Below are 13,972 nucleotides of genomic sequence, written 5' to 3'. Positions count from 1 at the left end.
TCTATGTTAAATAAAAACCCGGCCTGGCGTTATCTGGCCGTTATCGGCATGCTGTTATTAACGCTGCTGTATGCATTACCCAATTTATATCCGGCCGATCCGGCGCTGAATATCAGTGCCAGCCGCGGCGCTAGTGTTACCGAGCAGGTCAGGCTGCAGTTAGCTGAACGCCTGAACAACGACGGTATTACGCCTAAGTCGGTGTTGCTTGCAGATGGCAAACTGCTGGCCCGTTTCGATAGCGCGGAACAACAGTTGCAGGCGCGTGATATCGCCAAAGCGTTCCTGGGTGCTGATTACATTACCGCGCTGAGTCTGGCACCCGCTACTCCTGGCTGGTTGGCGGCAATTGGTGCGACACCGATGAAGCTGGGCCTGGATTTACGCGGTGGCGTGCATTTTCTGCTGGCGGTTGATATGCAGGCTGCGCTAGACAAACATCTGAACGATTTATCCGGCCAGTTCAGAAGCGAGCTGCGACAGGCGCAAATTCGTTATCGCAGCATTCAGGCTGAGCCTGCTTCCGGCCATATTCAGCTGAATTTTCGCAGCGCCGCTGATCTTGCCGCTGCGCTACCGGTGATTACAAAAACCGATGCTCAGTTAATTATCAACGACGGACCCAGCCCGCTCAGTTTGCTGGTCAGCATGTCTGAGCAACGACTTATTGAGATCAGAGAATATGCGCTCGAGCAAAATATCACCATTATCAGAAACAGAGTAAACGAAATTGGCGTGGCAGAGCCGTTAGTGCAACGCCAGGGAGCGGATCGGATTGTGGTGCAGCTACCCGGTGTCCAAGACACTGCCCAGGCTAAGGAAATACTCAGTGCCACCGCTACGCTGGAGTTTCGGCTGGTAGATAGTGACAGCGATATTAATGCAGCTTTGGCGGGGCGGTTACCGGGGGGCTCTGAGCTGTTTTACAGCACGGATGGCCGGCCATTGCTGCTGGAAAAGCGGGTAATACTGACCGGCGATCATATCAGCGGCGCAACGTCGGGTTACGACGAATACAGCCAGCCTCAGGTTAATATTAAGCTGGATACCGCAGGCGGTAATTTGTTGTCTGCTGCATCAAAAGATGCCGTTGGCCGGCGCATGGCCTCGGTATTTATTGAATATAAACCGGGTAGCGAGCTGGCCGCAGATGGTACGCCGGTATTAGTTAAGCAGCAGGAAGTGATTAACGATGCCACGATCCAGATGCGGTTAGGCCGCGACTTTGCGATTACCGGTTTACATTCTCCGGCCGAAGCGCAGAATCTGGCCACGTTACTCCGCGCTGGTGCCTTGCTGGCGCCAATTCAAATTATTGAAGAACGCACCATAGGCCCAAGCCTGGGCAAAGAGAATATTAAGCTGGGGGTAACGGCTATTCAGTGGGGCATGGTGGCCGTCGTGCTGTTTATGCTGGTGTATTACAAAGCCTTTGGCCTGGTCGCCAATATTGCACTGGGTGCCAACCTGGTGTTATTGACCGGTATTTTATCAATGGTGCCCGGTGCCACCCTTACCTTGCCCGGGATGGCGGGTATTGTGCTGACAATTGGTATGGCGGTTGATGCCAACGTCCTGATATTTGAACGAATACGGGAAGAGCTGGCAGAGGGGCGCTCAGTGCAGCAGGCTATCCATCATGGCTATGATCGTGCGTTTGCCACTATTGCTGACTCTAACATTACCACCTTGCTGGTGGCACTGATCCTGTTTGGTGTCGGCACCGGGCCGGTCAAAGGTTTTGCCATCACGCTGGCCATAGGCATTATCACCTCTATTTTTACTGCGGTAGTCGGTACCCGTTTGCTGGTTAATTTAATCTGGGGTGGCCGCCGTCTGCAGTCACTGCCGCTGTAAGGAGTACGGTATGCAAATTTTTAATTTTAGCCAGTCAGTTAACTTTATGCGCTTTAAATGGCCGGCAGTAATGCTGTCGGTGTTGCTGGTGTTAGGCTCTTTGGGCTCAATTGCTACTAAGGGCATTAACTGGGGTCTCGATTTTACCGGCGGTACTGTAATTGAGGTCGGCCTGAGCCAAAGTGCCGATTTAACTCAAATTCGCCAGACCCTGGCCGCTGCCGGTTATGCCGATGCGGTCATTCAGCTGTTTGGCTCCAGTAAAGATGTGCTTATCCGTATTCCGCTACGGGCTGATATTGAGCAGGCAACCGTGGGAGAATCTGTATTGCAGGCGTTAAACGCCGAACTTACAGAGCCGGTAAATATGCGACGGGTCGAGTTTGTTGGCCCCAGTGTCGGCGAAGAGTTAAAACAAGACGGTGGTCTGGCGATGCTGGTGGCGTTGATCGGTATTCTGCTGTATGTCGCTATGCGGTTTGAATGGCGGTTGTCGGTAGGCGCTGTTGCATCGCTGGCACATGATGTGGTGCTGACTGTGGGGCTGTTTTCCATCTTGCAACTGGAGTTTGACTTAACGGTGCTGGCGGCAATACTGGCGCTGATTGGGTACTCGATTAACGATACCATAGTGGTGTTTGACCGGATCAGGGAAAGTTTTCGCAAGCTGCGAGATGCCAGTGTTGATGACACGATAAACCACGCTATCACCTCAACATTAAACCGCACTGTTATTACTTCGTTGACCACGATACTGGTACTGCTGGTGCTGTTTTTTATGGGCGGCGCGCTTATTCATGGTTTCGCGACTGCTTTGTTGTTCGGTATTGCCGTTGGTACATACTCTTCTGTGTATGTTGCCAGCGCCATAGCTGAAATTCTGGGGATCAGCCGCGCAGATATGTTACCGCCTGTGGCTGCTGAAGCTGAAACCGACAACAGTTAATATTGGCCATGCCAACAGCGGCCGGCACCGGCCGTTTTTGGCTGAGGATAACCTGCTCACTGAGCTTGGATAGCAGCTTGCTAGTCATCGAGGAAGCGTTCAGTTTTTACCTGGTTCTGAAATACAGTCGTAAAAGAGTTATTAGGAATTTTGGTCCATTTATCGCTGATGTCATCCAGCGGCTCTGAAACAATAATAGTGCTTCCGGCGGGGATTTGTGGTCTATCGTCAGCGAACTCCTGTAAACAATAACTGTCGTTGGAGACAAACTGGGTCATTGGTGCTTCATTATAAGAGTAACGCAATGTGTATAGTTTTTCACCATCTGAAAAAGCACATGACAAATTCAGCACACCATCTTCGTCAACCTCATTTAACACCTGCAATACTTCTCTGACCATTTTCTGCATTGCCGCCTTGGGGGCGTCCAGTAAGCCATAGCTGATAGCCAGGTAAAAAAAGGTTTCACTATCGGTGGTGCCTTGCAAAAGCGGGAACAGCTCAGGTGCGATCTTCAGTTGTAGCTGGCGACGTAACTTACTGAAGTTGCTAATGTGACCATTGTGCTGAAACAGCCAGTTTTTGTATGCAAACGGATGGCAGTTGGCGCGCTGAATATCGCCGGTGGTTGTCGCCCTGATATGCGCCAGAAACGTATGTGACTGCACCTGATGGCACAGGTTGTCGAGGTTGGTATTATGCCAGGCCGGTAAATCATCTTTAAACAAACCCGGCGTATCCCGTTTATCGTACCAGCCAATACCAAAACCATCGCCGTTAATGCTTAGTAGTTCGCCACTGGTCGTGAAGTTCATCTGGCTGTGGCGGCTTTGTACCACCAGTGAATGGTCAGGCTTGGTAACAAGTGTATCCAGATAGACTGGCTTGCCGGTGTAGGCTATCCATCGGCACATAAAATCCCCCTTGGTGATTCAAGCACAGTAGCACTAGTATAGTGATGCTCATAAAAGTTGCATACCTGGGCGACAACATGGTCGATAATGGCGTCGGCAATATTTACGCCGGTAACTTTTTCGATACCCTGATCTCCGGTAAAATCAGGGGATACGTTTACTTCCAGCAGCATGGGGCCGCTATCGGCGCGGACAAAATCAACGCCCGCAACATTAATACCGATAGCCGCTGTCGCCGACAATACGATTTCTTCTTCTATTGCCGTGAGCTGATAAGGCTCTGAGCGGCCACCCAGAGCGACATTCGATCTGAAATCACCATCCTGAGAGCGGCGACACATTGCCGCCACCACTTTGCCACCAATCACAAAGGCTCTGACATCGGTGCCGGCAGCTTCAGCAATAAAAGACTGAATAACATAGCTGGCACCGAGCTGACCAAAGGTTTTGACGATGTTGTCCATTTCTTTTAAGTTGTGGGCCAGAAAAATGCCGGTCCCTTCGGTACTCTCAATTAATTTAACGATCATCGGCGTACCAATGGTTTTGGCCAGTTGCCGGAAACCCTGCGGGGTATAAGCAATACCGGTCGCCGGAAATGGCAGGCCCCTTGCCAGTAAATACTGCAGACTTTTCAGCTTATCACGGCCCAGTCGCAGTGCAGCCGGCGACTCACTGACGTAAGTCTGACTGCAGATAAACTGCTGCAGGACATTGGTACCGTAGTCTGTAAAATTGACATTCAGTCTCGGGATAATCGCGTCCAGCCGTTTGGTAATATCCTGATCCCGCCAATAAATTATCGGCTTGTCACTGGTCAGTACCATGCTGATATCCCGAATATTATATAGCTCAGCGTTGTGGCCTTTCTGCTGCGCCGCATTCAGCAGCCGTTGGTCGTCCTTCACCTGGTCCGTGGACAAAATACAGATATTCATCCTGATTTAATCCTCATTATTTGTTATTTAAAAGTAAAGTGTAGCACAGCGTGACAACGTTATTTTTTGCAGCCAAAAATTCAGATTTGCGACTAGACTTAACATTTCAGGCCGCATTTTAGTCAGCGATTTTACGTTTATGGCCTGATTATCGTTAAAAGCAGTGGGGTTGGACGCTGCGTCTGCTGGTTACTAAGTCAGAGGGTATGTATGTGTGGAATAGCAGGAGAGATTAATTTTCAAGGTAAGGCAGCAAGTCACTATGTTAATTCAATGTTGGAGCATCTGGCGCCGCGAGGTCCGGATGGATGGGGGTTAACCGCCCAGGGGAATATGTGTTTTGGTCATCAGCGGCTTAAAGTCATCGATTTAACCGCAGCAGGGGCGCAACCAATGCATGATGCCAGCTTAGGACTGACCATTGTCTTTAACGGCTGTATCTACAATTACAAAGCATTGCGGCATGAGCTGGAACAATTGGGCCACACGTTTTTCTCTACCAGTGATACCGAGGTTATTCTTAAGGCTTACGCACAGTGGCAAGAGCAATGTATGTCCCGTTTTAATGGCATGTTTGCTTTTGCTATCTGGCATCGGGACAGCAACAGTACCTTCTTTGCCCGTGATCGGTTGGGGATAAAGCCGTTGTATTATCACCATAATCGCAATGGCTTCTGGTTTTCATCCACCCTGCCATCGTTATTAAAGTGCCCGGAAGTACCGGCAAAGTTAAGCCCGCTGGGCGTGCATCAGTATATGTCATTCCGGGCTATTGTTGGTGCTGACACCTTATTTAGTAATGTCCATAAATTATTACCCGGCCACTGGCTGAAAGTTACTGCCGATGGTGAAATTAGTCAGGGCTGCTACTGGCAGTTGCATACTGAGGTGGACAACAGTGAGCAGCGCAGTGAGCAAGACTGGCAGCAGGCATTGCGGGCAGCCCTTTTTACCAGCGCCAAGCGTCGGTTGGAAGCAGATGTGCCGGTAGGAGTATTATTGTCCGGCGGTGTAGACTCCTCGTTACTGGTCGGAATGTTAAGTGAGCTGGGGCAGAAAAAGCTGCACACCTTTTCGATAGGTTTTGACAATGTGGCAGAGGAGGAGGGGAACGAGTTTCAATACTCTGACATTATTGCTGAGCATTATGCTACCGATCACAACAAGATTTTTGCCCGGCACAATACGTTACTTACTCACTTACGTCCCTGTGTTGACGCTATGTCTGAACCGATGGTCAGCCATGATGTTATCGGCTTTTATTTGCTGGCGCAGGCGGTAAGCCAGCATGTAAAAGTAGTACAAAGTGGTCAGGGGGCAGATGAGGTGTTCGCGGGTTATCACTGGTATCCGCCGATGACCGATGTGACAGCCAGTAGCGCCGCAGAGTGCTATGCCCAGGCCTATTTCTCCTGGGATGAGTCAGAGCTGGGTCAGGTATTAGCGCCCGAATACTGCCTGCGTAATGAGTCACTTAATTTGGTTAGGCAACATTTTGCTAATTGTGGTTCATGTTTGCCTGTTGATAAGGCGTTGCATCTGGATACCGCGGTGATGCTGGTCGATGATCCGGTAAAACGGGTTGATAATATGACTATGGCGTTTGGCTTGGAGGCGCGGGTGCCGTTTCTGGACCATGAGCTGGTTGAGCTGGCATTTCAAATGCCGCATCAGTTGAAACTGCGGGATGGTGGCAAGTATTTATTAAAGCAGGTTGCCAGAGACATTATTCCCAATGCGGTAATTGACCGGCCCAAGGGCTATTTTCCGGTACCGGCCTTACGGCAGATGCAGGGCGAGTATCTGGAATTGGCAAAAGAGGTGTTTAGCCAACCCGCAGCCAGGCAACGCAAATTGTTCAATATGGACTATATTGATGCCATGCTGGCTGCACCAGAGCAGTACACCGGCAAATTCGGTTCCAAACTTTGGCAGGTTACTCTGCTGGAACTCTGGTTACAACAGCACGGCATTCACTAAGCCGATGTAAAGACAGCATGAAGTGCTGAGCCAGTTCAGCTGAGCATAAAAAAACGGCCATTACGGCCGTTTTTGCTGGCAGTCAGTGCTAGTGACTGGTGGCTTTTTTCAATGCCCGCATTTCATCATGGCATTCTTGCATCGTGGTTAACGACTGTCGCAATGCCGTTTCAAATTGCGGCGGCTGGTTTTCTTTCAGGGCTGCTTTCAGCTCCTCCAGCGTTTTATCCTCCACTTCTTCAAGCTGGCTGATGTAGGTGTGCTCCTTATCAGATGACACTGCACCTATTACTTTGGTATACACTTTACGCGCCTCAACGGTAAAGGCTGAACCATCTTCCCTTTTACCACCCTCCTGAATTGCAAAGGGTTGCAGACGTTCTTTTACCAGACGACGGGCATTGAGCATCCGGTCAAAAAACTGAGCCAGCTGCCGGTCATCCACTTTTTCTTTGGCATCACCATAAAAGTCGATGCCACTGTTAAGCACCTGAATAATGTCGTGTACATGTTTAATATCTGGATTATTTAACTGTGCCATAAGGTGAGTTCTCCATTTCAATTAAAATTTCAGCAGGTTTTTAAGCAACCAAAACGTTAGTTGCAGAGATTGCTAAGTTCAGCCTGCTGCAGGGACAGTTCAATAGCTGCAGCATGTGCGCCAATTTCGGCAACAAGCGTCGAATCTTCGTATTTTAATGGTTTAAGGATCTGATTATTAAAGTGAAAATTGTTTTGCGGTTGTGTCATCTGTAAAAATATATCGGGTTGTTGGCTGGCATATCACCGCAACTATTTCATACTTATGTTAACAAGCCTGTAATTATTACCAGAGGGTAGTATTGTCGTTTGCTGTTGAAATTTGGGTGTTTGTGGCCCACGTTTATTATGTTACCGTCAGATAGCCCCTTTCATTTATGTGAGGAATAACCGGATGGCATTTAATGTTGTTGCCGGAAACAACACCGATGTTCAGGGCCCGACAGAACCCGCTGATGACATTATAGTGTTTGCAGAGGACAGCAATACCTCAGAGCATCAATATCAGTATTGGACGGTGCTTATTGTTGACGATGATCCCGAAATCCATCAGGTAACTCTACTGGCCCTGCGTGACTTTTGTTTTAAAAACCACAAACTTAAATTTATCAGTGCCTATAGCGCTGCTGAGGCAAAACCAATTTTAAGCGCTAATCACGATATTGCGCTGGTGTTGCTGGATGTGGTGATGGAGACTGATGATGCCGGCCTGACGTTGGTACATTATATCCGGGATACGCTGCAAAACCACCTGGTGCGGATAGTGCTGCGTACCGGTCAGCCTGGCCAGGCACCAGAGCAAAAGGTTGTGCAGGACTACGATATTAATGATTACCGGGCAAAAACCGAACTGACTGTGCAGCGGTTAACTACCACAGTGCTATCAGCGCTGCGGGCGTATACGGCTATTAAAGAATTGGCGACATTAAACGATACTCTGGAAGCCAAGGTGCAGGCCAGAACAGCAGAGCTGGCGATCAGTAATCAGCAGCTACAACAGTCTTTAGCAGAACTTGAAGCCGGTGAACGTGCTGGTAAACAGGTACAGTTTAAAATGCTACCACCAGCCAGTTTTCACTGCGGCGATTATCATTTTAGCCATGTCTTGTATCCATCGGCCTATATGAGCGGCGATTTTGTAGATTATTTTAATGCTAACGAGCATCAGGTGGTGTTTTACATCGCTGATGTCTCGGGGCATGGCGTGGCATCTGCATTTGTTACTGTTTACCTAAAGCGCTTCGTCAGCTCTTATTACGAGCGTTATCAGCGGGGTAGTGCCGAAACGTTACTGGATCCGGCAGCTATGCTCAGCACCCTAAACAGGGAGTTATTGCGGGAAAATATGACCAAATATATCGCGCTGTTTTATGCCGTACTTGATACCCGGAATCACCAGCTTACGTATGCCAATGCGGGCGCTTACCCCTGGCCATTGCTGCTGCAACAGCAGCAAGCCAGTTACCTTGAGCTGAAAAGTACCCCGGTTGGCATGTTCGACTTTGCCAGTTACCAGAACCAGGCGCTAAATATCAGTGATGCCAGCGGTTTGTTGTTGTGCTCGGACGGATTGTTAGATTTACTGCCGCAACAGACAACTGATCTTAAACTACAGTTTTTGAAAGAGCATAGTGTCAATAACACTGATATCGCTGGGTTACTGCACGCTCTGAATGTTAATCCGGATCAGCCATTGCCCGATGACCTGACTATACTTAAGTTAAGTCGGTGCCTTAACAATACATAAAGTAAATGCATAAAGTAACTGCAAGTGAGTAGCGGATGAGTGAGCATGAACAAGTCCTGTTTGCCAGCATTAATAATTGCTGTTATTTCAAATTATGTGGTGAACTGCGGTATACCAATGCAACCGGCATGGATGATTTAATTGAGCGGTTGTTCAGCACTCGGATTAAGTGTGCAGCGGTGGTTATTGATCTAAATCAGGCAACCTTTATCGACAGCACCTATGTGGGTTTGCTGGCTGGTCTGGCGCGATATTGTCAGCAGCAACAACTGCCAAAACCCACAATTTTTTCTACCCAAACCGAAATAAACGAACTGCTGTTTGGCTTGTGTCTGGATCAGGCTTTTCAGATTATTCAGCAGCCAACCGATGAACCTTTGGGTAATGCGGCTGCAGATATGGCAGATATTGGCGTTCAGGCATACAGCACGCAGGAACAGGGCAGGATGATTTTACGGGCACACCAGGCACTGATTGAGCTGAATGATAAAAATAAAGCTGAGTTTCAACCCGTGGTGGATTTGCTCAAACAACAGTTAGAGTAACAGCAGGGTATCATCACCGTTTTTACTGCAGCGTTGTGCTGACTGCTGCAGATAGGGAATTAACTCAGCTACCGGCAGCGCGGGTTGGTAAAGATAGCCCTGGCCGGTATAGCAACCGGCCTCAAGCAGAAAGTTCCGTTGTTTCTCGTGTTCCACACCCTCGGCTATCACATCTAGACCAAGCGCTCTGGCCATCGCGATAATGGCCAGTGCTATTTGGGCATCCTCATCGTTTTCTGGCAGATCATTGACAAAACTACGATCAATTTTCAGGCAGTCAATAGGCAGTCGGCGCAAATACGACAGGGACGAATAACCGGTACCAAAATCGTCAATCGAGATGCGAAAACCTTGCTGCCGCAAGTTCGTTAGCAGAGTCATGGTGGTATCTGCCTGCTCAGGGATCAGGCAACTCTCTGTAAGCTCAAGTTCAATGCACTTTGCTGTGATGCCGCATTGGCACAAATTGCGTTGCAAGCGTTGATTGAACATCGGATCGCTTAACTGCAAAGCCGAAACATTGATCGCGACCGGCATCTGTAGCTGATAATCCCGAATGTCCCGACATACCTGCGCCAGAACCTGATCACTAAGCTGGGTGATCAGACCCAGTTTTTCAGCCAGCGGAATAAAATTTGCCGGTGCAATAAAACCGTGTTGATGATGTTGCCAACGAACGAGCGCTTCCAGCCCTTTAACCTTGCCGCTGGCCAGGTCAACCTTGGGTTGATACCATACTTGCAGGTTATGCTGTTGCAAAGCTTGCCGCAGAGCCTGTTCCAGTTTTAACTCATCCTGCGTTTGCTTGCCAATGTGTTCCTGGTAAAAACAGTACTGGTTACGACCGGCTGATTTTGCCTGATACATTGCAACATCTGCATGTTTGATTAACTGATCAGTGGTTTTCGCATCCACCGGAAATAAACTGATACCAATGCTGGTGGTCAGCACGAATTCTTGTTCCAGTAACCGGAAAGGCTTTTCAAATTGCTGCACCAGACGCCGGGCAATCTTGTCTAACGAGGAGATGTCATCAATTTCTGGTAGTAAAATAGTGAACTCATCGCCCCCCAGACGGGCCACCGACTCGCCCTCGCGCACAGTAGCTGTTAATCTGCGGGCAACCTCTGTTAATACCTCATCTCCAGCCTGATGGCCCAGGGTATCGTTAATCCGTTTAAATAAATCTAAATCAAGAAATAAAACCGCCATTTGATGTTGATGACGCTGGGCATTAGCCAGCGCCAGTTTTAAACGGTCTAAAAACATTCGCCGGTTTGCCAGTCCGGTCAATTCATCCAGATAAGCCAACTGATGAATTTTCTTTTCCTGAGACTTTCGTTCACTGATATCACTGAAAATGGCCGCAAACTGGCATATTTCGCCATTTTCGCCCCGGATAGCGGTAATAGATAACCATTCTGGATAAATTTCACCATTTTTACGCTTGTTCCAGATTTCGCCCTGCCAGTGTCCTTGCTCCATCAACACCTGCCACAGTGAACGATAAAAGTCTTTATTATGTAAACCGGAACTGAGCAACGCTGGGGTTTGGCCAATAGCTTCAGCAGCCGTATAACCAGTTAGTTGAGTAAAACTCGGGTTTACTGATTCGATAACGCCGTGCACGTTCGTGATCATAATGCCGTCAAGCGAGGCATCTATTACTTTGTGTGCCAGCCGTAAGTAATCAGCAGAGGTGCGAAGTGCTAAATCCCGGGCATACAGTGCCTGCTTTAGTTGCTCGACATACGCATACTCGACGTTGATCAAAATGTCGCTAAATGATAACAGGCCACAAATAAGACCTTGCTCATCAGTGACGGCAATATGCCGGAAATTTTTTTCTTTGAGAATATCTACTGCCTGCAGCAGGCTACAACTCTTCGTAACCGTTAGTACGGGCCGCTGAGCGAGTTGCGATAATTTGGCATGGTAGTTACCTTCAGCAATCAGTTTAATTAAATCTCTCTCTGTAATAATGCCGGGCATTTCGTCACCAAAATCAACGATAGCCGCCTCAGCATTGTGCTGTTGCATCGTTTTAACGGCCAGATTAAGCGCCATACTGCTGGATATGTGTAACGGTGGTTTGGAAATACTGGATCCGACGTCTTTTAAACGCAAATAGTGTTCTATGCGTTGCTGACGCACAATGTCACTTTGAGTCAGGATGCCAACGGGCTGTTGCTGATGGTCGATTACCAGCAGCCGGCGGATCCTTTTTTGTAACATCAGGCTGGCAGCCTGATTGAGTGGCGTATTGGCTTCAACGGAAATAACAGGTGAAGTCATCAGCTTCTTTATAGGCTGCTGATAAGCATCTGCCAGTTGCCAGTCGATTCTTTTCGCATCAGCCTCGGTCCAAATCCCCAGTACCTTGTTGTGTTCCATAATCAGAATGCAACTAACCTGATGCTTATGCATCAATTTGGCAGCGTCCTGCACTGTCGTCAGCAAATCACAGAAAATAAGCTGTGTGCTGATAAACTGGGAAACCGTTGGTTCGTGTTCTGCCGCTGTTGCAAATAACTTACCCAAATTGGCGACCACTGTTGCACCTGTGTGTGGCAAAAAAGGGCTGCAGTATAATGCGCCCTGAGCGTCATGATTTTGATCCTGCGCAAACGATACTTTTGTAGTGCAATAATCGTTTGCTTTCAAAATACTGGTTGCTTTTGCATGTTGCCTCGTTGCCATAGCTGCGCTCCAGCCTTCCCAAAGCGTTGCGTTAGTGTCAGCTATTCGTCCTGAGCAAATCTCATTTAACTACCGGTAACTCCCTCCAATTCGTAGTGTAAGCAGGCGAGAGCAGTTCACGTTTCATGCCCCATTGTTGGGTTGTTCCCTGGCTGGCAAACCACAACGTTTTACCATGTTTGCTGTTTAGGGTATCCATCAGTTGCATCAGTTTTTGGTCTGACTCTCTTACAGTTACCGGCTCATCAAACAAGCTGGGTTGATACACCCCGGGGTCGTAAAAGTCGGCTAGCATTACCCCGGCTTTAGCGTAGCGGTAGCCGTTCAGCCACAAGCTATCAAGTAGTTGCATGGCTTTAGCCAAAAAAATGCGGGTGTCACTGCTGGGGCTATCCAACTCACAGCTTTTACTGGCTGAATAGGGCGCGTCGTTGTCACTAAATGGGCTGGTGCGCAAAAATACTGTCAGATATTTTGCCTGTTGCTGCTCCCGGCGCAGCTTTTTGCAGGCCCGGTCAATGTATTCGCTGATCGCCTCACACATTTGCTGCTTGTCAGTAATACGCTCGCCAAAAGCGCGGCTGCTGACAATTTGCTTTTTGGTCGGTGTGACATCTTCTATTGCAATACATGACTCACCGTTAAGTTCGCGCACGGTGCGCTCAACCACAACTGAAAAATGCTGTCGAATGTAATTGGGGGCCGCATCGGCCAATTGCAGCGCGGTGGTAATACCCAGTTGCTCAAGACGTTTAGTGAGCTTGCCGCCAATACCCCAAACTTCGTTTACCGGCAGCAGGGCCAGTAATTTGCGTTGGCGTTCTTTGCAGGTTAAATCGACCACGCCACCGGTTTTAGCCCAGGTTTTTGCTGCATGGTTGGCCAGTTTTGCCAGGGTTTTGCTCGGCGCGATGCCGACACAGACGGTAAGGCCGATATCTTTTTGTACGCTGCGTCTAACGTGCTGGCCAAGTTCGGTTAGCCCCTTGCTGTACACCATGCCGGTTAAATCTAAAAAGGCTTCATCTATTGAATATACCTCAACCCTGGGCACCAGGTTCTCCAGCGTGCTCATCACCCGCTGCGACATATCGGCATACAGCGCATAGTTTGAAGAAAAGGCCACTATCTGATGCTTTTGCAATAAATCGCGCACCTGAAACACCGGCAGGCCCATTTTAATGCCGAGCTTTTTAGCCTCTTTTGAGCGGGCGATAATGCAACCATCGTTGTTCGATAAAACGACAACCGGCTTAGCAGCTAAATCGGGCCGGAACAGCTTTTCACAGCTGGCGTAAAAATTATTGCAGTCTACCAGGGCAAAAACAGAAGTTGTCATTTGCGTTTCATTTGCCGGATAACGTTAGTCACCACACCGAAAACATTCAGCTCTTCATCATTACCAGGGCGTATAGGTTGGTATGCAGCGTTGCGTGGCAATAACATCAGTGAAGGGCGGGTACACAGCTCTTTTACGGTGAATTCACCATTAACTGCTGCCACCACGATATCGCCGTGCTCAGCCTCAATAGAGCGGTCTACCACTAGTACATCGTTATCATAAATACCGGCTTCAATCATCGAGTCGCCTTCTACCCGGACAAAAAACGTCGCGTTAGGATGGCGGATACACAGCTCATTCAAATCCAGTGTCCGCTCGACATAATCCTGCGCGGGCGAGGGGAAGCCCGCTTTAATTTTGCTGGCAAATAATGGGATAGCGAGTCTGGCACTTTGCTGTGCATCACCCGGGAATAAGGCTGTCATACAAAACCTCTTTATATGTATATTTATACAGTATACAT

General features: G+C 48.6%; 11 protein-coding genes. 5 read left to right on the top strand and 6 right to left on the bottom strand.

Going from position 1 to position 13,972, the window contains the following annotated elements; translation table 11 throughout:
- Positions 1-3: 3 nt before the first annotated feature.
- Positions 4-1,857, top strand: coding sequence for a protein translocase subunit SecD (gene secD / locus KG631_RS00690; RefSeq protein WP_213994751.1), 1,854 nt, complete (start codon positions 4-6; stop codon positions 1,855-1,857).
- 10 nt (positions 1,858-1,867) lie between these two features.
- Positions 1,868-2,803 (top strand): protein translocase subunit SecF, encoded by a 936-nt coding sequence (gene secF / locus KG631_RS00685; protein WP_213994749.1) that lies wholly within the window; start codon positions 1,868-1,870, stop codon positions 2,801-2,803.
- Positions 2,804-2,883: 80 nt separating this feature from the next.
- On the opposite strand, the gene KG631_RS00680 is transcribed toward secF, so the two are convergent.
- Together KG631_RS00680 and KG631_RS00675 are read right to left on the bottom strand one after the other, a co-directional pair.
- Positions 2,884-3,717 (bottom strand): class II glutamine amidotransferase, encoded by an 834-nt coding sequence (locus tag KG631_RS00680; protein WP_213994745.1) that lies wholly within the window; start codon positions 3,715-3,717, stop codon positions 2,884-2,886.
- Positions 3,702-4,655, bottom strand: coding sequence for a RimK family alpha-L-glutamate ligase (locus KG631_RS00675; protein ID WP_213994743.1), 954 nt, complete (start codon positions 4,653-4,655; stop codon positions 3,702-3,704). Before KG631_RS00675 ends, KG631_RS00680 begins: the two co-directional genes overlap by 16 nt.
- 210 nt (positions 4,656-4,865) lie before the next feature.
- On the opposite strand from KG631_RS00675, the gene KG631_RS00670 reads away from it, so the two are divergent.
- A complete protein-coding gene (locus KG631_RS00670; RefSeq protein WP_213994740.1) occupies positions 4,866-6,635 on the top strand; it encodes an N-acetylglutaminylglutamine amidotransferase in 1,770 nt (589 codons plus the stop codon).
- Positions 6,636-6,723: 88 nt separating this feature from the next.
- Here KG631_RS00670 and KG631_RS00665 read toward each other — a convergent pair whose 3' ends face one another.
- On the bottom strand, positions 6,724-7,176 hold the full coding sequence (locus KG631_RS00665) for a PA2169 family four-helix-bundle protein (protein ID WP_213994739.1): 453 nt from the start codon (positions 7,174-7,176) through the stop codon (positions 6,724-6,726).
- A 393-nt stretch (positions 7,177-7,569) separates the two neighbouring features.
- Here KG631_RS00665 and KG631_RS00660 point away from each other — a divergent pair, with 393 nt between their 5' ends.
- Positions 7,570-8,922 carry a SpoIIE family protein phosphatase gene (locus tag KG631_RS00660; RefSeq protein WP_213994737.1) on the top strand — a complete coding sequence of 451 codons (1,353 nt, stop codon included), beginning with the start codon at positions 7,570-7,572 and terminating at the stop codon, positions 8,920-8,922.
- 35 nt (positions 8,923-8,957) lie between these two features.
- Positions 8,958-9,467 (top strand): STAS domain-containing protein, encoded by a 510-nt coding sequence (locus KG631_RS00655; protein WP_213994736.1) that lies wholly within the window; start codon positions 8,958-8,960, stop codon positions 9,465-9,467.
- Here KG631_RS00655 and KG631_RS00650 read toward each other — a convergent pair.
- From KG631_RS00650 to umuD, 3 genes are all read right to left on the bottom strand, one after another.
- A complete protein-coding gene (locus KG631_RS00650) occupies positions 9,459-12,167 on the bottom strand; it encodes an EAL domain-containing protein (protein ID WP_213994735.1) in 2,709 nt (902 codons plus the stop codon). The two genes, KG631_RS00655 and KG631_RS00650, sit on opposite strands and share 9 nt — an antisense overlap.
- Positions 12,168-12,228: 61 nt before the next feature.
- Positions 12,229-13,506, bottom strand: coding sequence for a translesion error-prone DNA polymerase V subunit UmuC (gene umuC / locus KG631_RS00645; RefSeq protein WP_213994734.1), 1,278 nt, complete (start codon positions 13,504-13,506; stop codon positions 12,229-12,231).
- Positions 13,503-13,934 carry a translesion error-prone DNA polymerase V autoproteolytic subunit gene (umuD, locus tag KG631_RS00640; RefSeq protein ID WP_213994732.1) on the bottom strand — a complete coding sequence of 144 codons (432 nt, stop codon included), beginning with the start codon at positions 13,932-13,934 and terminating at the stop codon, positions 13,503-13,505. The genes umuC and umuD overlap by 4 nt, the downstream gene beginning before the upstream one ends.
- Positions 13,935-13,972: the final 38 nt, after the last annotated feature.

This window comes from Arsukibacterium sp., assembly GCF_018402695.1.
GTDB lineage: Bacteria > Pseudomonadota > Gammaproteobacteria > Enterobacterales > Alteromonadaceae > Alishewanella.
The sequence above is the reverse complement of the archived record's forward strand: the minus strand, read 5'-3'. Positions and strand labels throughout refer to the sequence as shown.